At 59.1% G+C, this 20,986-nt stretch carries 20 protein-coding genes; 11 read left to right on the top strand and 9 right to left on the bottom strand.

Going from position 1 to position 20,986, the window contains the following annotated elements; translation table 11 throughout:
• Positions 1–79: 79 nt before the first annotated feature.
• Genes HNQ64_RS15040 through HNQ64_RS15020 form a run of 5 tightly spaced genes read left to right on the top strand, consistent with a single transcriptional unit; the run spans position 80 to position 6,458 of the window.
• Positions 80–1,867 carry a protease modulator HflK gene (locus tag HNQ64_RS15040; RefSeq protein WP_184210034.1) on the top strand — a complete coding sequence of 596 codons (1,788 nt, stop codon included), beginning with the start codon at positions 80–82 and terminating at the stop codon, positions 1,865–1,867.
• A complete protein-coding gene (hflC, locus tag HNQ64_RS15035) occupies positions 1,864–2,847 on the top strand; it encodes a protease modulator HflC (protein ID WP_184210032.1) in 984 nt (327 codons plus the stop codon). Before HNQ64_RS15040 ends, hflC begins: the two co-directional genes overlap by 4 nt.
• A complete protein-coding gene (gene hflK / locus HNQ64_RS15030) occupies positions 2,844–3,941 on the top strand; it encodes a protease modulator HflK (RefSeq protein WP_184210030.1) in 1,098 nt (365 codons plus the stop codon). Before hflC ends, hflK begins: the two co-directional genes overlap by 4 nt.
• Positions 3,938–5,860 (top strand): heavy metal translocating P-type ATPase, encoded by a 1,923-nt coding sequence (locus HNQ64_RS15025; protein WP_184210028.1) that lies wholly within the window; start codon positions 3,938–3,940, stop codon positions 5,858–5,860. The genes hflK and HNQ64_RS15025 overlap by 4 nt, the downstream gene beginning before the upstream one ends.
• A complete protein-coding gene (locus HNQ64_RS15020; RefSeq protein ID WP_184210026.1) occupies positions 5,853–6,458 on the top strand; it encodes a hypothetical protein in 606 nt (201 codons plus the stop codon). Before HNQ64_RS15025 ends, HNQ64_RS15020 begins: the two co-directional genes overlap by 8 nt.
• A 6-nt stretch (positions 6,459–6,464) precedes the next feature.
• On the opposite strand, the gene HNQ64_RS15015 is transcribed toward HNQ64_RS15020, so the two are convergent.
• From HNQ64_RS15015 to HNQ64_RS15000, 4 genes are read right to left on the bottom strand one after another with little or no spacing between them, the layout of a single operon-like run.
• Complete coding sequence (locus HNQ64_RS15015; RefSeq protein WP_184210024.1) at positions 6,465–7,172, bottom strand: QcrA and Rieske domain-containing protein; 708 nt, start codon at positions 7,170–7,172, stop codon at positions 6,465–6,467.
• Positions 7,173–7,230: 58 nt separating this feature from the next.
• Complete coding sequence (gene bamD / locus HNQ64_RS15010; protein WP_184210022.1) at positions 7,231–8,181, bottom strand: outer membrane protein assembly factor BamD; 951 nt, start codon at positions 8,179–8,181, stop codon at positions 7,231–7,233.
• A 17-nt stretch (positions 8,182–8,198) separates the two neighbouring features.
• On the bottom strand, positions 8,199–8,672 hold the full coding sequence (locus HNQ64_RS15005) for a hypothetical protein (RefSeq protein WP_184210019.1): 474 nt from the start codon (positions 8,670–8,672) through the stop codon (positions 8,199–8,201).
• 36 nt (positions 8,673–8,708) lie between these two features.
• Positions 8,709–9,473, bottom strand: coding sequence for an outer membrane protein (locus HNQ64_RS15000; protein ID WP_184210017.1), 765 nt, complete (start codon positions 9,471–9,473; stop codon positions 8,709–8,711).
• Between the two features lie 121 nt (positions 9,474–9,594).
• On the opposite strand from HNQ64_RS15000, the gene HNQ64_RS14995 reads away from it, so the two are divergent.
• The 3 genes from HNQ64_RS14995 to HNQ64_RS14985 all read left to right on the top strand — a co-directional run bounded on the left by HNQ64_RS14995 (position 9,595) and on the right by HNQ64_RS14985 (position 13,547).
• On the top strand, positions 9,595–11,301 hold the full coding sequence (locus HNQ64_RS14995; RefSeq protein ID WP_184210015.1) for a tetratricopeptide repeat protein: 1,707 nt from the start codon (positions 9,595–9,597) through the stop codon (positions 11,299–11,301).
• Between the two features lie 44 nt (positions 11,302–11,345).
• The gene (locus HNQ64_RS14990; protein ID WP_184210013.1) at positions 11,346–12,260 is read left to right on the top strand and encodes a UbiA family prenyltransferase; all 915 of its coding nucleotides are present in this window, start codon (positions 11,346–11,348) and stop codon (positions 12,258–12,260) included.
• An 84-nt stretch (positions 12,261–12,344) separates the two neighbouring features.
• Positions 12,345–13,547 (top strand): 3-dehydroquinate synthase, encoded by a 1,203-nt coding sequence (locus HNQ64_RS14985; protein WP_343075900.1) that lies wholly within the window; start codon positions 12,345–12,347, stop codon positions 13,545–13,547.
• 170 nt (positions 13,548–13,717) lie between these two features.
• On the opposite strand, the gene HNQ64_RS14980 is transcribed toward HNQ64_RS14985, so the two are convergent.
• The 3 genes from HNQ64_RS14980 to HNQ64_RS14970 form a co-directional block, all read right to left on the bottom strand.
• Positions 13,718–14,485, bottom strand: coding sequence for a methyltransferase domain-containing protein (locus HNQ64_RS14980; RefSeq protein WP_184210009.1), 768 nt, complete (start codon positions 14,483–14,485; stop codon positions 13,718–13,720).
• Positions 14,482–15,441: an EamA family transporter gene (locus HNQ64_RS14975; protein WP_184210007.1), complete on the bottom strand. Its 960-nt coding sequence runs from the start codon at positions 15,439–15,441 to the stop codon at positions 14,482–14,484. The genes HNQ64_RS14980 and HNQ64_RS14975 overlap by 4 nt, the downstream gene beginning before the upstream one ends.
• Positions 15,442–15,717: 276 nt before the next feature.
• A complete protein-coding gene (locus tag HNQ64_RS14970; protein WP_184210005.1) occupies positions 15,718–16,026 on the bottom strand; it encodes a ribonuclease III domain-containing protein in 309 nt (102 codons plus the stop codon).
• Between the two features lie 145 nt (positions 16,027–16,171).
• Here HNQ64_RS14970 and HNQ64_RS14965 point away from each other — a divergent pair, with 145 nt between their 5' ends.
• The 3 genes from HNQ64_RS14965 to deoC are packed head-to-tail and all read left to right on the top strand — an operon-like array spanning position 16,172 to position 20,135.
• Positions 16,172–17,701 carry a S1C family serine protease gene (locus HNQ64_RS14965; RefSeq protein WP_246431058.1) on the top strand — a complete coding sequence of 510 codons (1,530 nt, stop codon included), beginning with the start codon at positions 16,172–16,174 and terminating at the stop codon, positions 17,699–17,701.
• Positions 17,702–17,752: 51 nt separating this feature from the next.
• On the top strand, positions 17,753–19,324 hold the full coding sequence (locus HNQ64_RS14960) for a PDZ domain-containing protein (protein ID WP_184210003.1): 1,572 nt from the start codon (positions 17,753–17,755) through the stop codon (positions 19,322–19,324).
• Positions 19,325–19,376: 52 nt separating this feature from the next.
• Complete coding sequence (deoC, locus tag HNQ64_RS14955; protein ID WP_184210000.1) at positions 19,377–20,135, top strand: deoxyribose-phosphate aldolase; 759 nt, start codon at positions 19,377–19,379, stop codon at positions 20,133–20,135.
• A gap of 140 nt (positions 20,136–20,275) precedes the next feature.
• Here deoC and HNQ64_RS14950 read toward each other — a convergent pair whose 3' ends face one another.
• Both HNQ64_RS14950 and HNQ64_RS14945 read right to left on the bottom strand, forming a co-directional pair.
• Positions 20,276–20,572, bottom strand: coding sequence for a DUF6804 family protein (locus HNQ64_RS14950; protein WP_184209998.1), 297 nt, complete (start codon positions 20,570–20,572; stop codon positions 20,276–20,278).
• Positions 20,569–20,898 (bottom strand): hypothetical protein, encoded by a 330-nt coding sequence (locus HNQ64_RS14945; RefSeq protein ID WP_184209996.1) that lies wholly within the window; start codon positions 20,896–20,898, stop codon positions 20,569–20,571. Before HNQ64_RS14945 ends, HNQ64_RS14950 begins: the two co-directional genes overlap by 4 nt.
• Positions 20,899–20,986: the final 88 nt, after the last annotated feature.

Here is a 20,986-nt window from a genome sequence, read left to right as displayed (position 1 = left end):
ATCATTCCCGGTTAGGCTCAGGCCTAACCGGGAATCTGCATTTTCAATCGGGCGGGTCACTCCACTCACTTCACTTTTCATGAATCGCCAACGTCCTTTGTTTAGCTTCGCCCTGGGGCTGGAGGCTATCGGCTTAAGTGTGCTCGCTTTGGCCTCGAAGATGTATTGGCTCTTACCTTGGGTAGGTTGCGCAGCTCTTCTGGCTGGCCTTGCAGGTCGCTGGCTGGGAGTGGGCATCGTGGTCTGCATCGTCGCCACCGGGGGCTGGGTGTGGACGCTGGGGCAGAACATGCCAGACGGCGCTATTTTGACGGCCCACCCCATCGGGGCCTTGCTCATCGGGGCTGCCCTCGCTTTTCTCAATATTCACACCGCGTTAAAAAAGCGTGACGTTAGTCCCGTCCAGCTCTGCCTGGGGCGCTTGGCGGTGTTACTGCATTTCATCACGGCAGGGGTTCTTCTCGGTGCCCTATATCTGGGCGGCAGTTGGCAGCGTTGGATCGCGCTGGCTTATGCGGTGCTGAATGCCCTGCTGGTGCTGGATTGCCTGCTGCGCCTAGTGGGCCGCCTGTACACGCCCAAGCGTCACTGGCAGACACTGCCAGAACCGGGAGCCTTATTTTTCTATCGTTTGTTAGGTGACGAATGGCGTGCCTGCTTACCTGAAACAACGGCACGGGATGAAAGCTTTGACCTGAAACTGGCGGAGATGTGGATGTGGCCCACCTTGCGTGCAGCGCTACCCTCCTTGCTTAGCACCATTGTTTTGTTGGTCTGGCTACTCAGCACTGTGCATGAGCTGCCCGCTGGCCATGCCGGGGTGCGTCATCACCTGGGCACATGGGAGAGCCGACCTCTGGCCCCTGGCCTGCATTTTTCGCTGCCCTGGCCCATGGGTAGCATCCAGGCTGTGGATACCACTCGCCTGCGCGAAATCGTGCTCGGCTTTCGCACAGATCCCGGCCAGCCGATCCTCTGGGAGAAAGCCCATTATGAGGGAGAGCAGCATTCACTCGTGGGCGGTGGAGATGACTTTCTTTCCATCAGCGTGCCGGTTTTTTATCGGGTCGGGGATGCCGCACTGCATCTGCGTTCTTCCTCCGATGCGGAGGCCCTGCTGCGCAGCCTGGCTCAGCGGGTCCTGCTGAATCTCACGCTGCGACTGCCTGCGCGCGATATCATGACCACCTCGCGCGAGGCGCTGCGCCAGCAATTGCACCGGGATCTGCAAGCGGCGCTGGATGAACGCCAGAGTGGGCTGGTGCTGGCCGAAGTCTATCTGCGGGACATCCACCCGCCGGTGAGTGTGGCCCCGAATTTCCAGGAAGTGGTCAGCGCGCTGGAAGAAAAAGAAGCGCTGCTGCATGAAGGGGAAGCCTACCGCCGGGACATCCTCACCCGCACGGAGGGTGATGCCAAAGCCATCCTCATCACCGCCGGTTCCAGTGCCAGCAATCGCCTGATGCAGACCGAAGGCCAGGCGCACCGTTTCACCGCCATGCAAAAATCCTGGGCCTTGGGCAAAGATCTTTACCAATGGCGCGAAGGTTACCGGGCCCTGGATGAGACCCTCAGTGGGGCGAAGAAAGCCATCTTCGATGAATCCATGCGCGGCGACATGCCCACGCATGTGGATCTGCGCAAGGTGCTGAATCCCGACTTTGTGGATACCGCCCCCGTGCGCCCACAGACCCTGGTGCCGCGCCCAGCGAAATCCACCGATGCCTTTGATCTGGACATCGAGGGCTATCTGCGCGCCGACCAAGGCGAAGTGCCTGCCCCTGACTTTTCCCCGCCGGATGCGGACAATGTTCTGAAAGCCTCATCCTCCACGCCCACTCAGCCACCTGCCCAGACTCAGCCATGAGCGAAGCCCCTTCCCCCTCATCTCAAAACCGCCTCATCAGCCTGCGGCTCGGGCTCATCCTGGCCGTGGCTTTCAGCGTCATTGCCTCCGCTTGCTGCTTCATTGTCAGCGAGACGGAGCACGCGCTGATCCTGCGTTTTGGTAAACCTGTGCGCATTTTGAGCGCCCCCGGCCTTTACTTTCGCCTGCCCATGCCGGTGGAGCAAATCGTCCGCGTGGATCGCCGCCTGCAGCACGCCGACATCCGCCTCAGCGAAACGCTGACACGAGATCAGCGCAATGTCATCGTGCCCATGTTTTTCACCTGGCGCGTGGCAGATCCCCTTCTGTTCTACACCTCCGTGCGTGAACTGAAGCAGGCCTACATCAAGCTAGACGCCCTGGTCACCAGCGCACGCAACTCGGTGTTAGGCCGCCATGACTTCACCGCTCTGCTGATGAGCGAAAATCAAAAAAGCCCGCTGGAAAAACTGGAGAACGAAATGCAAGCCCTGGCCGCAGGAGATGCCGCGAAGCAACTGGGCATCGAGCTCATTTCCACCGGCATCACGCAGATCCAGCTACCTGAGGCCAATACAGAATCCGTCTTCCGCCGCATGCGTGCAGAGCGTAAACGGGAGGCCACGCAGTATCGCGCCGAAGGCCGCGCCAAGACGGCACAGATGAAAGCGGAAACGGATAAGGAAGCCACACGCATGACCGCCGATGCTAAACGACAGGCCGAAGAAATGCGCGGCAAAGCCGAGGCTGAAGCCTCCGCCATCTATGCGGCGGCTCATGGACAAGATCCACAGTTTTACAAATTTCTGCGGGAGCTTCAGAGCCTGCGCACCGTGGTGGATAAGAACACCACCGTGATCCTAGACACCAGCATTGCCCCCTTTCACTGGCTAAAGGCCACGGAACCGGGAGCCGTTGCCAAGGGCAGCGCCACCCCCATGCCCACCCCTGCCCCAGCCGCCCTGGACCCGACGCCATGAAGCCTTCTCCACCCCCCATCACTCTGCGGGATGAAGGCCACGTGGTGGAGGCGCTGCTACTGTTCTTAAAGCAGCTCACGGCTCACGCCCGCTGGGTCTTTGCTGCATTGCTACTGCTTTATGCGGTCTCAGGCATTCACACCATCCAGCCCCAGCAGACAGCACTGGTGAGAAGGCTGGGCCGCCTGCAACCTCACCTGCATCAGCCCGGTCTGCTGGTGGGGCTACCACGTCCCTTTGATGAAGTGCTGCTTTTTGAAACGGGGAAGGATACCAGCCTGCCACTCGATGCCTGGGCACTCGTCGGCACCAAGATTGGGGATCCAGACAAGCAAATTGAGCCGACGAATGAGGAACTGATCCAGCAGCTTAACACCCGTGATGTTGAAGGGGCCAAATACCCCACTTACGAACACACCACGCTGAATCCACTGGACCATGGCTACACGCTGACGCTAGACACCAATGTCATCCAGGGACAGTTCAATCTACGCTACCGCATTGACGATCCTTTTCGTTATACCATCGCGGGAGACCGCATTGAACATCTGCTCGCAAAACTCAGCTACCGAGCCCTAACGGCGCAACTGGCGAGCAGACGCATTGATGCCAGCCTGACCGACGACCGCCGTGATGTGGCAACCGAGGCGACGAAACAGGTGCAGACTGAGGCAAGCCGACTGCATCTCGGCGTGCGCATCACGGGGCTAGACATCCGCGCTCTTTCACCACCTGCCCAGGTGTTGGCGGCCTTTGAGGAAGTGACGAATGCACGCCAGTTTGCCAAAACCATGTTTGAAAACGCGCGTCAGTACGATGCGGAAACGCGCACAAAGTTTGAGGGTGAAGCCGCCTCCATTCTTTTCCGTGCAGAAGGTTATGCCACAGGCCTAGTGGAGTCTGCCAAAGGTGAAGCGTCCGCCTTCACTTCCCTGCTCGGGAACTATCGTCTGAATCCCCAACTCGTTTCCCAGAGACTGCTGCGAGAGACGCTGGATGGAGTGATGGGCCAGGTTTCCTCCCGCACCCTGCTGCCTATGCAACAGGCCCGACCCACCGTCATCCTAGAGCCCGCCCCTGAATTTGCCCGATGAATGATCTCGACTCAACGACCCGCCAGCGCCTGCTGCTGCTCTTTGTGGCGACGGCTCTCATGGCAGCCTCCATCATCACCGGGTGGCTACGCCCAGAGCAGGAAACCGTGAAGGGAGCTCTGGCGCTGCTGGCCACGCTTATTGTAGCCACACCCATTGTTCGTGGGGTGATCACGGCCATTCGGGCCACGGGATTTGGTGCCACTCAGTTTTACATGGACCAGTATGTGGTGCTCGCACTGGCGGCCTGTTTGGCCACAGGCAAGTATCTCACTGGCGGCATCGTGGCCATCATCCTACTGTTTGGTCAAATGCTGGAGGAACGGACCACTGTGGGGGTGGAAATGGCCTTGTCAAAGCTGCGCCAACTCAGCCGTCTGCGCGCGCGCCGTAAAGTCGGAGATAGTGACGAAGAGTGTGAATCCAGCGAACTGCGCATCGGTGATGAGATCCTCATTCGACCTGGCGAAATAGTGCCTGCCGATGCCACGGTCGTGACCGGTCAAGCGATGGTGGATCAAAGCCGCATCACGGGTGAATCTGTGCCGTTGGAAGTGGCCCCTGGCAGCGAGATCTATGCAGGCACGGCCAATCTCAATGGCTTTCTTCAGGCGCGCGTGACTGGCGCTGGCATGGATACCGTGATGGGCCGGGTGCAGAGCATCATCGAGCAAGCTAAAGAATCCGAGGCCCCCATCATCAGCCTCGCTGAAGACTACGCCCGCTATTACACCCCGCTCATCTTGCTCATCGCCACGAGTGTGTTCTTTTTCACTCAGGACATGGAGCGGGCCATCGCTGTGCTGGTGGTCAGCATCCCCTGTGCGTTTGTGCTGGCCAGTCCTTCTGCCATGGTCTCGGCGATTGCTTCCGCTTCACGCCTGGGCCTGCTAGTGAAGAGCATCCGCCATTTGGAAACAGCACGTCGGGTGGACACAGTGGTGTTTGATAAAACCGGCACGCTGACGCTGGGCCAGCTCGAACTGGAGCAGGTGCTGGTGCATGATGAAACCTTGACCCGAGAGCAGGTGATTGAGATGGCTGCCGCGCTGGAACAGCAGTCGAACCACCCGGTGGCACGGGCCATCGCCGCAGCGGGAGAGGGGAAAAATTTACCACAAGTGACTGACTTCACCGAGTATCACGGCCTGGGACTGGAAGGGGTAAGAGAGGGGCAGCATTTGCAGATCGGGCGCAGTTCCTGGTTGATGAAAAGCGGCATGCCGTTAGCGATTGTTCCCGCAGACTTCACCCGCCACAGCCTCGTGCTACTGGCCCAAAACGGCCGCCACATCGCCACCTTTTTGTTAGCCGATCAAGTGCGTCCCGAAGCGCATGAGGCCCTGGAACGATTGCGCTTTTTAGGCATTCAGGATTTCCACATGCTCACCGGCGATCGTCTAGAAGTGGCTCAGCACATTGCGGGTCAAGTCGGCATCACCCATCTGCATGCCGAGTGCCTGCCAGAGGATAAGGTGCGCCACATCCGCGAACTGAAAGCTGCGGGCCGCCGGGTGTTGGTGATCGGCGATGGACTCAATGATGCCCCAGCTCTGGCGGAAGGCGATGTGGGCGTGGCCATGGGCACCCTGGGCAATGATGTCACTGTGCATACCTCCGACGTGGCTCTGATGTCCCATGACCTGCGTCGTCTGCCAGACCTGCTGCTGCTTTCCGCCCGCACGGTGGGCATCATCAATCAAAACTTGCTGTGTGGATTTGCCTTCATCATCCTAGCCATCACGCTCAGCAGCCTGGGCTTTGTCAACCCCATCGCCGCTGCTTTCATGCATGAGTTCAGCGCCTTCTTTGTGATCTTTAACAGCGCTCGTTTGCTGCGCTTTGATGGACTGGAAATGGGGCCTCAGGAGGAAGCTGCCATTGCTTCGCCCGTGCAACTTACACCTACCCATGTCTAAAAAGTCTGCCAGTCTTTTGCTGGTCGCAACGGCACTGCTGATGGCGGCCGGTCTGGGTCTTTATTTAGGCCAACCTGAGGGGACCAAAGTCATGCCTCCCAGCCCAATCAAGGTGCAGCCCCAGGCAGTAGAGCGCCCTTTTTGGGAGGAGGCAAGCGTGCCGGATCTTGTCACTTCGGATGCACCTACCCAGGTCGTCCTCCAACCACGCACTGGCCCCTCCATTCAACGAGATTATGAGGCCGAAGTTCGTGCCCTGGAGCAAGACGGTGAGGCACGCCAGCTCAATGACAGCTTGCTGCTCTGGTTTGACCAAAATCCAAAAGCCGCCACGGACTGGATCAACCAAACCGAGCGCTTTAACGACCTCGTTCCCAGCCTGTCGTCACTCGCGCTTGGCATTGCCAATCAGGGACAAATGCAGACGGCTCTTGCGTGGGTCGAAGCCATCCCGGACGAGGCGCACCGCCATGAGGCAAAGCTACGGGTTTACGCGCAGCAAGCTCGCCAAAGAAAAGTGAATGAGGAAGGGCTAAAGGCTGCGGGCTTCAGTGCCGATGACATCGCCATCATCCGAGGTGGCTCGTTGGGGGATTAAAACGACTCACTCTACTTCATTCACGGTGTAAAAACCTCGCTGGGTAGCCGCCTCCACATAAAGGTGTCTAGGGCCATCGCTCGTAACCGTGATCTCTAAGGTTTCAGTGAGGCCATTCGGTGTCACTGCAAAAGCGACGCGAGAAAAAACAGAGGTGACATCTGCCTTGAATCTGAGCTGATAACGCCGTCCCGACTCGCCCTCAAAGGTCAGCTTCAGGCGCAGGCGATTTCCAGCGCGGCGGTAAAGCTGGATGGGTTTCACATCCAGGGGCAAGTTCGGCAGAGAGATTTTCAACTCATCAGCCCCGTCAAAATCAATGCCAAACGAGGCCAGATTCCCTTCCGCAGGTCCGCGCACCACCTGACCTTGGATGTCATAACGGGAGCCATGGCAAGGGCACTGCATGTAACCCTGTTGCTGAACAAAGGTGCCCACGGTGCAACCTGCGTGCGTGCAAACCGAATCTAGCGCATGGAAGACGGAAGCCGAAGCACGCGTCACAATGAGGGCCGTGTCCACCGCACTGAGATTCACCTGCACAGAGCCCCCTATCGACTGCAAGGCAGGAAAGCTGGCCAAGGACAAATACAATGCGCCCGGTCCTGTTTGTAAAGCGGTCACTTCCATCACCATTCCACGTGCCCAGGCCAGACCCGTGACTGTACGCGCAGTCCCGATGAGCCAGCCCTGAAGCCATGTGCGACGCAACATCTACCCTTAAGATGCGCGAAAACGGCCGATGAACGACTCAAAGAGCGTGACACTTCCCTCACCTCACTGCACCGATAATTTCGGTGGTCGGTTGGGTCTTCAGGATCTTATCAGCCAGGGTTTTATCTGCCACGACGGCTTCTGGAAAACGCTCGGCCAATTGTTCATAATAAACGGCAGCCGCTTTTTCATTCCCCCGCCCTTCATAATAGCGTGCGAGGCCTAACAACTCACGCATTTCAGAAGCACGCACCTCCGAGAGGCAGGAGCGGGCCTGGGCTACCTTATCACTTTCAGGAAAACGAGCGATGAACCACGCGAGAGAGACTGCCGCACCTTCGCGCTGGTGGGGGCCATTGCTGCGCATGGTCTTCCAGTCTTTGTAGGCGATGTAGGCCACCTGGTAACCCGCATCATCCGCCAATTCATGTCGGGGATACGTTTCCGTAAAGTCTTCATGAGTGGCGATGGCCACCTTCTTTTCCCCCGCTTTCTCTTGGGCAATGGCGAGGTAATAATGTGCCTGAATGCCTACCTCACTCTGAGGGCCGTTTTTGATTACGGTCTTCAGCATCTCCACCAGGATTTCAGGTGGCGTGATCTGAGATTTACGGGCCACTTCCAGCGTGCGGCGGCTTTCTTTGCCGTTGCCCAGCAGTCGCTGCACCAACTGAAGCTGCGCGGCATGGGCTTTTTCAAAATGGCCGGGCTGCTCCACAATGAGACGGTTCAGGGCCTCAAAGGCGGCTTCATCATCACCCAGATGAATGTTGATGCGATACACCTCCCACAATGACAAGGCCGACCACTCCGTGCGGGGGTAATGTTTGACCACATTGAGAAAGCGTTCCAGAGCCTCTTCAGCCTCGCCTTCAGACATCAATTTCTGAGCACGCGAATACAGGCGTCGCACCGACTCATCAGTATCCCGTGCCTGTGCGGGCAGCAGAGCGCCGAGCAGAAAAAAACAAAGCAGCCCTGCTCGAACAGGGCTGCTAAAAAAAGACATCGCTGAAGATTTTAAAATCATTCGCCAGGGGCGTTTACCGCTTCGAGCACAGGTAATGGAGAGGCACCACCGCTTGTCGAGGTGGCAGGCAGCAGGGTGCTGGGCTTATACTGCTTGGCCAGCTCTTCCGTGCTGCGTTTACCATAGGTCACGCGCCCCAGAGTGACGAATTCACCGTTTTTATCTAGAGGGTTTTTCACCTTGGCTTCAGCACCGGGATAAAGGTTTTCGACCAGGCCAGAGTTAGGCCCGAGGCAGTCCACATGAGGGATGCCGGGTTCATCCGAGATGGTGTAGTCAAAGCTGACGATCTGCTGCCCCAAGTTGCGGAACTTGATGGTGTTTTCGATCGTTTCTTCATCCACCATATCGCTCACCAGTTGATAGCTCACAGGGGCGTTAGGGAACGCGAGACGCTCCGAGGTGATGGTCTTGCAGGAGGCCAGTGCGACGGTGGCAAGGCCCAAAGTAAACAGGCGGGAGAACTTCATGGAGGTGGGTTGAGGGAGAGCCGGGCGAAATGAAAATTAATAGCGGTAGCGGAAACCGATGAGGTAGCCATCGGAAGCAAAGTTCGTTAGCTCCTCAAGGTCACCGACGTGGAAGTCACGATACTCAGCGAAGATGGAATACTGGTCTTTCCAGGTCCACTCGACACCGGCGTACCAGTTCCAGGAATTGATGAATTCATCCACACTGAAGGGCGTGGTGCTGGCTGTATTGGTTCCTGTGTTATTAAACTGGGCACGGGACTTGGCTGTGGCATTGCGATACCACACCTGACCACCGCCGAAGCCTGCGCCCACGTAGGGGCGGAACCCAGCGGCGAATTTGCCGATGCGAGCCCGGTAGCGGTAAAGATCCAGGGCCAGGGTGCCATTCAGGTTAAAGAACAGGGAATTCATGTCAGCCTGATAAGACACCGTGTCGGTCGCCAGACGGCCACCACCCGCGGGTTGGTTAGCATCGGCAGAGCGCCCTTTAAGCTCGGTGGACATGAAGGTTCCTTCCACATCCACGGAAGCGAGGATGGGCAGACGCTTCATCTTCCAGCTCTTACCGACTTCGATGCTGAAACTGGCAGCACCGTCAGAATCATCCAGGCTGAATCTTTTGTCACCGATCTTCACATCCCCGCTCTGACCGAAGGACTCGCCGACGGACACGCCGACAAAAGGTCCGTATTTGCGCTTTTGCGCCGCGCCTTCACCGCCGAGCGACTTGAGTTCAAGCTCGGCCGCTGGGGCAGCCAGGGCACAAAAGGTAAGAGTGAGCAAAGCGAGGGAACGCATGATGGGATGGAATTGCCTCGTTTATTAATCTGTGCTTTCCGCTGCTGAAATGAGTTCGATGTGAAGAATTCGTCACACGTTACCCGCCGCAAAGTGTCACATTCTGCTCACACTCTGGCACATGATGAGACCTTTATTGATGCTCTGCCTAGCCCTTTTGACGGTCCTGTTGCATGCCCAACAGCCTAGCCGCCCCGCCCCTGCCCCGGCGGCGGTTTTGGATCCTATCTCCCCCAATGTGCCCGCTGGACCAGGTGAACCTGCTCTTCCTCAGAATGCCGGGTTTCCCGTGGACGTGAACAACTACGAGAATCCGCTGCTCCTCTTCCAAAGCGAGAAGCGCGACCTGCCCATGGCCGATGAAGAGAACCTGGAGCTGCTACCGCCCATCTCTCCCTATCTGCCTGGGGAGCAAGCCCCCGCAGGTACACCGGACAAACCGCTGACACCGGAAGAGCTGGAACTGCGCAGCTTGGGGGCCAAGGTAGCCGCCTCTGTCGTAGGCATCCGTGTCTGGGATGAATTTGGCAATCAGATCAGCAGTGGGGTCGGCTGCTTTGTGACAAAAGACGGCGTTATCCTAACAGACACAGGTTTGCTACATCCGGAGATCGCGGAAAAGGTGGACTACATCACCACCACGGGCGCGGATGGCACCAATCATAAAGTGGCCGGTTTCTACTTGGCGGATCTCGTCACTGGAGTGACGCTGCTGCAAAGTGAAACCAGGGACACCACGCCGCTGGAGCTCGCCCCCGACACGGACTTTGCCCAAGAACGCGCCTGCCACGTCCTCGCGGTCTCTGAAAAACGCGGACTCGTGCTGGCGGATGCGAAGGTGCAGATGGACCCCGCCCTCACGGGCCTGGGCTGGCTGAATCTAAAAGGCACAGACTCCCCTGGCGCGGTGGGTTCCCCCGTGTTGTCGAAGGCCGGGCGCGTCATGGCCGTGGTGGGAATGAAGGTGCCACTGCAGAGCTGGATGAACTTTGCCCTGCCCTGCGATGCAGCCGCCTTTGAACTGCGCAAAAACCGCGCGCCCATGCAGCCGCTTTCGAAACTGCCCCAGAGCCCCAAGTTGCGTGAAGTGGCCAACGATCCCGAGTTCGTTGCCGCCTTTGCCACTCTTCAGCAAAAGCGTGTGGAGTCTGCCATGCGCAAGCTGGTGCAACTGACCCGCAAGTACCCACGCAGCGCGGAATGCTGGGCCCTGCTGGGGCTGAGTGCCACCTATCTAGGGGCCTCTCCCGAGGCGCTGAACTGCCAGCGCAAAGCCGTGGCTCTGGACCCCAAGGCGGGACTCTACTGGCATCAACTGGCCTTTGCTAAACTGCGTGAATCCCCTGGTGGCCTGCCGGACACCACGGAGGACCGCGAAGCGCTGGAACTGGCCGTGGAGCAGCGACCGAATGATCAACTGGCCTGGCTGCTGCTGGCCAGCCGCCACGTGCGGGATGGGGATCTGGGCAAGGCCGATGATGCCCTGCGCCGCGTGACTCTGCTGGCTCCTGGTTATGCCCAGGCGCATTATTTGCAGGCTTATGTGCGCGGTCGTTTAAAGGACTATGATGGAGCCCAGGCGGCCATTTCCCAAAGCTTGAAGCTGAACGCTGGCTACTCCGAGGCCTGGTATTATCAGGGGCTGCTTTTTGATAAGCAGGGTGATCCTGGCGAGGCAACCAAAGCCTACCGCAATACCGTGCGCCTGCGCCCCACGCACCCGCAAGCCTGGATGAATCTGGCCTACGCCTATAAAAAGATGGGCCGTGAAACCGAGGCGCGGGAAGCTTTTAAAGAGCATCAAAAGCGGACGATGAAGGCGAAATGATGCCGCGCCTTTGCGCAGCCCACAGCGTGCGCTAGGGTCCGCCCATGCTCCGCGCCTGGCTCGAACTCGCCCGCATCTCCAATCTCCCCACTGTCTGGACCAACGTCACCGCCGCCTGGCTACTGGCAGGTGGCCCGTGGATGGATGCAAAGCTGGGCTGGCTGCTGCTGGCGGGCTCCCTTCTTTATACAGGCGGCATGATCCTGAATGATGCGGCGGATGCCAAATTCGATCGCGAGCACAAAAAGGAACGCCCCATCCCAAGTGGCAAAATCAGCGCCGGCACTGCCTGGGGCGTGGGGCTGGGGATGATGGCACTGGGAGCAACGCTCGCCATCTGCACTGCCGGGGCTAGCGTGGGCATCACCGTCGCCCTCGTCTCCGCCATTCTGTTTTATGATCTCTATCATAAACCCTGGCCAGGGGCCGTGTGGGTGATGGGCTCGTGCCGGGTGCTGCTTTATCTCATGGCCAGCTCGGCCCTGCCCGGCAGCGGGGCCAGCATTCATGGGTGGATGAATGGTGACGGGCTGATTTTTGCCCTCACTTTAGGTGCCTACATCGTCGGCCTCACCATGGTCGCCCGCATGGAGGCTAAAGGGGCGCTCACCTCCCGCCTGCGCGCTTTTTTTGCCAAAGGTCTGCTGTATGCACCGGCGCTGGTCGCCACGGTCTTCTGGCTCAGCCGGGCAAACTGGCGGCTCATTTCTCTTTTGGGGGATCTCACGCCGCTCGCTCCCCTGCCCTTCATCCTGCTTTTCATCGGCATGGTGGCCTACGCCACACGGGTCATGCACCAGGGCGGGCCCGCGATTGGCCGGGCGGTGGGCATCCTGCTGGCAGGCATCGCCGTGGTGGATGCGCTGGCCGTCATGCAGGTTTCCCTATCTCTAGCCTGTGGCTTTGTCCTAATGGCCCCACTGCTGCGCCTCTGGCAGCGGTGGATTGCGGCCACTTAAGCATGCATTTCCACGTCTCCTGACTGCATGAAACGGCGGCAAAGCTCGTTCTAGTCTTTCCCTTTCGTCACCTTTGGCGTAAGGATTAATGAGACCCAACCGCCCATGCTGGAGAAGAAAATCAGGCTCGAATACGCCCATCGCATCCTTTTCACCCGCGATGTGTTTGCTGCTGCAAACACGACCATCTGCGATCTCCTCCTGCTGGACCACCCCAACAAGGTCCCTCGTGTGCTGGTGTTTGTGGATGATCATGTGGCCTCAGCCAACCCGCAACTTCTCGACAACATCCGCTCGTATGCACGGGCCCATGCCGAGGTGCTGGACCTAGCGGGCGAGCCCGTGATCCTGCCCGGTGGTGAACCCTGCAAGAATGACTTTTCCCTCGTCCAGCAGTGCTGGCAGGCCATCAACGATGCCGGGCTGGACCGCCACAGTTACGTCTTTGTCATCGGCGGTGGGGCCACGCTGGACCTCGTTTGTTTTGCGGCAGCCACCGCCCACCGGGGCATCCGCCACGTGCGCTTCCCCACCACCACCCTCAGCCAGGGCGATGGCGGCGTGGGCGTGAAAAATGGCGTCAATTACTTCGAGAAAAAGAACTGGGTGGGCAGCTTCGCCGTTCCTTTTGCCGTGGTGAATGACTTTGCCTTTCTGGAGTCCCTGCCCGAACGCGAGCGCCGCAATGGCATCATTGAGGCCATCAAAGTTTCCCTCATCCGCGACCGCGCCTTTTTTGAAGAGATCGAGCAGATGGCTCCGGCCCTCGCCCGTCTGGAGCAGCCTGCACTTGAGCGGGTGGTCCAGCGCAGTGCCGAGCTGCATGTGGAGCACATCGCCACCGGGGGCGACCCCTTTGAACTCGGCAGCGCCCGCCCGCTCGACTTCGGTCACTGGGCCGCGCATAAGCTGGAGCAGATCACTCACTTTGCCGTCACCCATGGCGAAGCCGTGGCCATCGGCATGGCGGTGGACCTCCTTTACTCGGTGAAGAAAGGCATTCTCGATGCCCCCACCGCGCAGCGTGTCATGCGCCTGGTGGAACAGATCGGCTTTGAAATCTACCACCCCAGCCTCCTTGCCGAAGGCAGGACTGGCGAGCCCACCATCCTCGAAGGCCTCGAAGAGTTCCGCGAGCACCTCGGCGGCGAACTCACCGTCACCCTCGTGCCCAAAGTGGGTCAAAAACTCGAAGTCCACGAAATGGACCGCGAACTGATCCTAGAGGCCGTGGAGGAACTGCGGGTGCATGCTGAGGCGAATCACCTCGCCCCGGCGGGCAGGTGATTGAGACAGCTCAATGACACGTTTCTCCGAGGCCTAATTCGCTCTGTTGGTGTCTAGCCTTTAGGCGATCTCGGGAAACATCGAATACCGAAGCCTCGCCTAAAGGCTAGACACCAGCAGAGCTAGCGAATCGTCGCTGGAGGCTCCACACCTCCACCGTTCCGGGCACCTCACATCCAGGGTTTCCAGCCGACGGCTTCAAACCAGGATTGAGCGACGAGGGCACCGCGTTGGGTGGCCCATTGGCACATGTTTTGGGCGGCCTCCGTGTGTCCCCCTTGCTCCAGTTGTTGAGCCAAATCTCCGGCGATCAAAGTGGTCGAAGGATGGATCTCATAACTGGCAGAGGGGGTGACATGATGAAAGCCCGCAGCCCGCAACCAGGCAGGCAGCTTCCGCCCGGCGTGGATGTCGCCGCCCTTCTGGGCCTGCATCTGTTTGCAGGTCTCCAGCGCAGCGGCCACGGTTTCATCCCAGGGCTCCAGGACAAAACCACCCCAGTCCAGGCTGCGCAGGGCAATGAACGCCCCCGGCTTCATCACCCGCCGGAGCTCACGCAGAGCCACCAGCGGATGCGCCAGATGCTCGAACAAGGCATGCGAGAACACCCCGTCGAACTCGGCCGCACCGAAGGACAGTTCATACAGATTGGCCTGCAAGAAGGCGGCGTTTAGGCCGCGTTCTGCCGCTTTTTCATTGGCCTGTGCCAACGAGTCACCCTGGACATCAATGCCGATGATGCCCCCAGGCCGCACGCGTTCCGCGAGGCCGAGGGTAATGGAACCATGGCCACAGCCACAGTCCAGCAAGCGCATCCCCGGCCGCATCAGAGGCAGGGCAAAAGACGCGTGTGTGCCCGCACTGCGCCGTGCAGGCAAGTCCGCCGCAGAAGCCGAGGCGGGAGGGAGATAGAAGTCGCTAACAGAAAGGGTGTTCACTTGGGAGAGGGAGAGGAACGGGTGATGAGAAGCACGGAAAAAAGCACCAGAGCGCCTGCGATGATGACGTTCTGAGAGATGGGCTCATGCAGGAACCAACTGCCGAGCAGCACGGCCACGAGAGGGTTCACATAAGCATGGGTGGAGACCCGTGCTGGGGTGCTGACCTGCAGCAGCCAGATGTAGGCGGTGAAGCCAACGAGGGAGCCGATGAAGGTGAGATAAACAAAAGCCCAGGCCGAGGTGGGAGTGATGGCAGCCAGATTTAAATCCTGCGCTTCACCCAAAATCAGGCCTAACAACAATTGCAATCCACCCCCACACAACATCTGCATGGCCACACCTAGCAGGGCAGAGCTGGGCTTTCGTGCATGGCGGGCATAGATGGAGCCGAGAGCCCAGCAGATGTTTGCTCCCACGAGCACCAGAGCCGCCACGGGCTCCACCACTCGCTGGCCCAAGGCCCCACGACCCAAGATGATCACGGCAACGCCCGTCATGCCAATGAAGAGGCCCGCCACCACCCGGCGCGTGGGCCGCAGGCCCTGCGGGCGCAGCCAATCCACCAGCATGATCCACAGCGGCACGGAGGCCACGATGAGCGCCGCCACACCAGACGGAACCGTCTGCTGGGTCCAGCACACACCGCCATTTCCCGCCATCAGCAGCAGGCCACCGATGATGATGGAACCGCGCCAGTGGTCCCAGTCGGGACGCGGTGCACCGCGCATTCGCATGACCAGATACAAAACACCGCCAGCGGTGACAAAACGGCTGCCCGCCATCAGCAGGGGTGGGATGGAATCAATGGCCAGACGAATGCCCAGATATGTGGACCCCCAGATCAGATACACCGCCGCAAAGGCTGCGATGACGAGACTGAAGGGAGGGCGTAAGGGACCGGCCACGCTGGGGAGCGAGGTGGAAGATTCGACCAGGATGCTAGGGCTGCTCATGAAAAGTGATTTTGGGAATCACGCAGCGGCAAGAAAAAACCCACCGCCTGTGTCCGGGGTGGGTTTGGGAGATACGTTTGGAAATTTAGATAAACGAAGATCTCAACCCACCTGGCGTGGCCAGGCCGCGTTAACGGCCCACACCATGACGCCACGTTTCGCTGGGGAACCAGCGACGGCGGCAATGCATGGATGACGGAGAGAGTTCATCAAACGAGGCCCGTGATTAACCGAATGGTTAGGCGCTGTCAAGAAAGGGCTTTTTGAATCTCAAGTTCACTTCCCCGTTCGCACTCGCTTAGCCTCTTGTTTGATAAACAGCGGCTCCAGGTTCTCGCGGATCCAGGCAAAGGCCGTCTCCAGCCCGCTCTTCTGGTAGATGATGCCGATGTCGGCCTCGACCTTGGTGGGGTTGCCCACGCAGTTGAGAAACTGATTGCAGGTAAACCGGGTCTTCATCTCCGCATCCACCTTGCCATGCAGGCGCAGGATGTAACTGCGGACGTAAAGTTCCAGCACTGCATCTCCCACCCAGGCATCCTGGCGAAGTTGATCAATGGATTCTGACTGAGAGGGATTGGCCATGGATTTGCGGCCTGATCCTGCCGAATCTTTCAAACGGAGCAACAAGAGTCCGCGAACTTCGTTGCGTATTGTTTGAGCAGGTCGGCAGAAGCACTTGTCTTTGATGCACCGCCCTACGTATGTTTGGCACAGATTGTCCTTTTTCATGAAAATGCGTCCCCTTTACCCCGCCGTCGCAGCCTTGGCGTTTTCCGTTCTCTCCCCTGCCCAGCAAGCTGCGCCGGATACCGTGCCGGACTCCGTCCCTGCCGCCTCTCCTCCTGCTCCTGAGGCTCCGCTGATTGATGAATGGGAAGGCATCGTCAACATCGACGCTTCCGTTCTGCTCCCTGACTACCGCGAGCCCTGGAATGCCGGCCAGCCCTCCGGCGGGTCGGGCACAGGTTTCCTCATCGGTAAAAACCGCTTCCTCACCAATGCCCACGTCATCAGCAATGCCACCAAGCTGGTGATCCGCACCACCAATGACCCCGAGCCCCATCCGGCCCGCGTGGTGCATGTGGCGCATGATTGTGACCTCGCCATCCTGGAGGCCGAAGACGGCTCTCACTTTGAGAAGCTGAAGCCCCTCACCTTTGGCGGCATCCCCAAGCTGAATACCGAGGTCATCGCCGTCGGTTACCCCATCGGTGGAGATCGCATCTCCGTCACTCGCGGCGTGGTCTCACGCATTGACTTCCGCCCCTTCAGCCACACGCAGGTGGATTCCCACCTCGCCATTCAGGTGGATGCGGCGATCAACCCCGGCAACTCAGGCGGCCCCGTCATCCAGGATGGCAAGGTCGTGGGCGTGGCCTTCCAGGGCTTCAATGGCCGCGTGGCGCAGAATGTCGGCTACATCATCCCCGTGCCAGTGGTGCAGCGCTTTTTAAAGGATGTGGACGATGGCAAGTATGACCACTACGTGGACCTCGCCGTCAGCGATTTCCCCATCGAAAACAGCGCCCAGAAAAAGGCCATGGGGCTGAATGGCGGTGGTGTGGGCGTGATGATCGCCGATGTGGAGCCTGCTGGCAGCGCGGGAAATCTGCTGAAGCGCGGAGATGTGCTCCTCTCCATGGATGACAACCCCATCATGAACAATGGCCTCATCCGCTTTGAAGGTGAGCTGATGGACATGAACGAAGTGGTGGAGCGCAAGTTCGCCGGGGACAAGCTGAAGCTGGCCTACATGCGCGATGGCAAAAAGACGGAGACCGAGGTGGTGCTGAAGCGCTTTGACCCCTACGTTAAGCTGGGAGAGCAGTACAATCAGCGCCCGCGTTACCTCGTCTATGCTGGTCTGGTCTTCCAGCCCATGGACAAGAACCTCATGGATGCCCACCAGATCGCCGACTCGGCGGCTAACTACTTGTTTGACAATTACCTGACGGAAAAACTCTACGTGGAACGGCCGGAGCCCGTGCTGCTGACGAGCATCCTGGCCGATGAAGTGAATACCTACATCACCCCCTACGCGCAGAGCGTGGTGGATGAGATCAACGGGGTGAAAATCCGCAGCCTCAAGGACGTGAAAACGGCCCTGGAGAAGAAAGGTGAAAAGGCAGACTTCATCGTCATCAAGCTGCTGGAAAAAGGCCGCCCCCTGGTGCTGAAGCGCGACCTCGCCGATGCCGCCCACCCTAAAATCATGCAGACCTATAACATCCCGGAAGACGCCTACCTGGGCGAATAACCCCGCCCTTTTTCCGAGACTGTCCCTGCCACCTTTTTTCCTTTCGTGCTCATGAAGTCCCTTTCCTTTCTTTTCACCCTGCTGACCGCCGCCAGCGTGCAGGCCCAGGTCGCCCCCACCACGCCCAAGCCGCCCATCGGCCCGCGTCGGGTGCTCATCAATCCAAATGCCCCCACCCAGCCGCCGCAGCCACAGCAGCAGGCAGGCATCCAGACCAGCTCCCTGCTGAAGGTGAACGTCACCTACCAGAGCTACAATCTCCGCATCCCCTGGCAGAAAGAGAGCGCTGGGGGCCGTCGCGGCCTGGGTGTGGTGCTGGAGGGAAACCGCATCCTCGTCACTGGCCAGATGGTCAGCGATGCCACCTACATCGAGCTGGAGCTGCCCGAGAGCGGCCAGAAGATCCCCGCCCGCGTCATCGCCGTGGATTACGAGGCCAACCTCGCCCTGCTGGCTCCCAATTCCCCCGCCCGTGAGGAGGCCTTCTTTGCCGGGCTCAGCCCCATGGAAGTGGATACCACCGCCCGTATCGGTGACACCCTGGTGGTTTGGCAAACCGGCCGCGTGGGCGAGCTCATCGTCACCCCCATGCGCATCAGTAAGGTCATGAATCAGGGCTACGTGGTGGAGAATGCCAGCTTCATCGTTTATGAAGCGCAGGGCATCATCCGCAGTGAGGCCAATAGCTTCACGCTGCCGGTGGCGAAGGGTCGCAAACTCGCCGCTCTGCTGCTGCGTTACGATTCAAAAAATCAGCTCGCCACCCTGCTGCCCGCGCCCATCATCGAGCACTTCCTCAAAGACGTGGCCGATGGCAAGTACGATGGCTTCCCCTCCCTGGGCATCGAGTTTCAAATCACCCTGGATGAGCAGTTCCGCGACTACTTGGGCATGAAGGCGGACCAACCTGGTGTTTACATCAGCAGCGTGACCAAAGGTGCCTCCGCTGACAAGGCCGGGGTGAAAAAAGGCGACATCATGCTCTCCATCAATGGCTTCACCATTGACTCCCGTGGTGACTATCAGGACCCTCTTTTCGGCCCTCTCAGCGTCAGCCACATCGTCCGGGGCAAAGCCTTCGTGGGTGATGAAGTGGAGATGAAAGTCCTGCGCGATGGCAAAGAAGTGACGCTCACGGGTAAGCTGGCCCGCAAGCAACCCACCGACTACCTCGTGCTGCCCTACCAGTTTGATCAAGGGCCGAAGTACCTCATCAATGGCGGTATGCTTTTCCAGGAGCTCACCCGCCCCTACCTGAACTCCTTCGGCACCGAGCAGCAGGGCGGCCCAATCCTGCGCCTGGCCCGCATCGCCAGCAATCCAGAAGAGTATGAGAAGAAAGGCCGCAGGCGCGTGGTCTTCCTCAGCGCCGTCCTGCCCACCACCAGCACCCAGGGTTACGAGCGCCTCAGCGGCCAAGTGGTGGATGAGATCAATGGCGTGAAAATCTCCCAGATCGAAGACGTGGCCGAGGCCTTTAAAAAGCCCAAGGATGGCCTGCATGTGGTGAAGCTGGACCAGTTCCCTTTCATCCTGTACCTCGATGCCACCAAGGTGGAGAAGGATAACCTCCAGCTCATGAATGGCATGTTCCGCATCGGCAGCCTGTCCCGTCTGGAATAGTCCTGCTCCCGGTCTCGTAACGCCGCCGTTTTTATCCCCTCCCCTGCTCCTCATGAAATACAGCTACGCCGAACTCGCGGGCATGATTGACCACTCCCTGCTTCAGCCCGGTCTCACCGATGCCGAAGCCGAGGCCGGTTGCATCCTGGCTGCCGAATACGGCGTGGCCTCCGTCTGTGTGAAGCCCTACTTTGTCCCCCGCGCCGCCTCGTTGCTCGCGGATACAGGCGTCATCGTCGGCTGCGTCATCGGCTTTCCTGCCGGCAACAGCAGCACCGAGGTGAAACGCTACGAAACTGAACTCGCCTGCAAGGACGGAGCCCGCGAGATAGACATGGTCATCAACATCGGCAAAGCCCTCGGTGGCGACTGGGACTACGTGGAGCGGGAGATCCAGGTCATCGCCGATGAAGCCCACAAACACGGGGCTAAACTCAAGGTCATCTTTGAAAACGATTACCTGCCGAATGACGCCCTCAAAATTCGCCTTTGCGAAATCTGCGCCCGCGTGGGGGCCGACTGGGTGAAGACCTCCACCGGCTACGGTTTCAGCAAGCAGCCCGATGGCAGCTACAATTACCAAGGCGCGACTGAGCATGACGTGAAACTCATGCGCCAGCACAGCCCCGCCCACGTCCAGGTGAAAGCCGCCGGCGGCGTGCGCGATCTCGACGGCCTCATCCTCGTCCGCGACCTCGGCTGCACCCGCCTCGGCGCCAGCGCCACCAAGTCCATCCTCGACGAATACCGTCGCCGCGAGGCCACGGGTGAGAGCGGGGGGAGTGCGAGTATCGGTGCTGGGGGGTATTGAGGGGAAGGCGTCCCGCACAGTCCCTATGCGGTTAGCAGCCTTGAGGTCGTTCAGATAGCCCCTTTTCCACTTACGCCAAAAGGCGGAGTAGCCACCATCGTGTTTATAGGCTCGATAAGCTACCGAATAGCGGCCACACCTCACCTACCACCGCTTTGTTTAGCCACCACACCTAAAAACACCGCAGCCCCCAGGTCTGCCCACCACCACAGCTCCCGGCCCAGGTGGATCTTGAAGATCGGATTGAAGAGCAGAGCCAGCCCGAGGCAACCCCAGGCCCAGGCCTCTGACTTGGCCTTGAAAAACTGCACCGCACCATAGCCCGCCACCACACACACTACCCAGCGCACTAACATGAAGTAACCATACGGCAGCCCAGGTAGCAGCGCCACCAAGCACAGACTGGCAGACATCAAATAAGGCAGAGCAAGGCTCATAGATTGCGCCCTCTGGCTTTTTCAAACAGGCCTGCCATTGCCCCAGGAATCATTGCCAGCAGCATCAACGCCATACCCGGAGTAGCAAAGGCCAAAGCCCCATACCAGGGCCAATGCCAGAGGTAAATGGCTCCAAAGTAAGACCCCACCGTGATGGGTAAGGTAAATTGAAAGAAAAAAGCGAGAACGATAGCCGCTATCGCCCACTCGATTCCCCAATGGTGAGAAATACCATGGTATCCCGCATAACATTGAGCCACGAACAATGCCCCCATTCCAAGGATCAGAACACACCCGAAAGTCATTGGAGCTGCCTCTTTATTCATAATACTGTCCTTTTACGTGTTCCCTAGTGAACGCTGCACTTCCCCTTATCCACCGCGCAGTGCTTGCACTTCGAGCAGTCGCTGCAAT

The organism is Prosthecobacter dejongeii (assembly GCF_014203045.1).
In the GTDB taxonomy this organism is placed as follows: Bacteria; Verrucomicrobiota; Verrucomicrobiia; order Verrucomicrobiales; family Verrucomicrobiaceae; genus Prosthecobacter; species Prosthecobacter dejongeii.
This window is presented reverse-complemented; position numbering and strand designations above follow the sequence as displayed.

Bases quoted from the DNA above. Each gene is read 5' to 3' on its own strand.
- HNQ64_RS15040 (WP_184210034.1), top strand. From the start codon at position 80: ATGAATCGCCAACGTCCTTTGTTTAGCTTCGCCCTGGGGCTGGAGGCT.
- HNQ64_RS15000 (WP_184210017.1), bottom strand. From the start codon at position 9,473: ATGCGTTCCCTCGCTTTGCTCACTCTTACCTTTTGTGCCCTGGCTGCC.
- HNQ64_RS15005 (WP_184210019.1), bottom strand. From the start codon at position 8,672: ATGAAGTTCTCCCGCCTGTTTACTTTGGGCCTTGCCACCGTCGCACTG.
- HNQ64_RS14965 (WP_246431058.1), top strand. From the start codon at position 16,172: ATGAAAATGCGTCCCCTTTACCCCGCCGTCGCAGCCTTGGCGTTTTCC.
- HNQ64_RS15025 (WP_184210028.1), top strand. From the start codon at position 3,938: ATGAATGATCTCGACTCAACGACCCGCCAGCGCCTGCTGCTGCTCTTT.
- HNQ64_RS14970 (WP_184210005.1), bottom strand. From the start codon at position 16,026: ATGGCCAATCCCTCTCAGTCAGAATCCATTGATCAACTTCGCCAGGAT.
- hflC (WP_184210032.1), top strand. From the start codon at position 1,864: ATGAGCGAAGCCCCTTCCCCCTCATCTCAAAACCGCCTCATCAGCCTG.
- HNQ64_RS14995 (WP_184210015.1), top strand. From the start codon at position 9,595: ATGATGAGACCTTTATTGATGCTCTGCCTAGCCCTTTTGACGGTCCTG.
- hflK (WP_184210030.1), top strand. From the start codon at position 2,844: ATGAAGCCTTCTCCACCCCCCATCACTCTGCGGGATGAAGGCCACGTG.
- HNQ64_RS15020 (WP_184210026.1), top strand. From the start codon at position 5,853: ATGTCTAAAAAGTCTGCCAGTCTTTTGCTGGTCGCAACGGCACTGCTG.
- HNQ64_RS14950 (WP_184209998.1), bottom strand. From the start codon at position 20,572: ATGAGCCTTGCTCTGCCTTATTTGATGTCTGCCAGTCTGTGCTTGGTG.
- HNQ64_RS14960 (WP_184210003.1), top strand. From the start codon at position 17,753: ATGAAGTCCCTTTCCTTTCTTTTCACCCTGCTGACCGCCGCCAGCGTG.
- deoC (WP_184210000.1), top strand. From the start codon at position 19,377: ATGAAATACAGCTACGCCGAACTCGCGGGCATGATTGACCACTCCCTG.
- bamD (WP_184210022.1), bottom strand. From the start codon at position 8,181: ATGTCTTTTTTTAGCAGCCCTGTTCGAGCAGGGCTGCTTTGTTTTTTT.
- HNQ64_RS14945 (WP_184209996.1), bottom strand. From the start codon at position 20,898: ATGAATAAAGAGGCAGCTCCAATGACTTTCGGGTGTGTTCTGATCCTT.
- HNQ64_RS14990 (WP_184210013.1), top strand. From the start codon at position 11,346: ATGCTCCGCGCCTGGCTCGAACTCGCCCGCATCTCCAATCTCCCCACT.
- HNQ64_RS14975 (WP_184210007.1), bottom strand. From the start codon at position 15,441: ATGAGCAGCCCTAGCATCCTGGTCGAATCTTCCACCTCGCTCCCCAGC.
- HNQ64_RS15015 (WP_184210024.1), bottom strand. From the start codon at position 7,172: ATGTTGCGTCGCACATGGCTTCAGGGCTGGCTCATCGGGACTGCGCGT.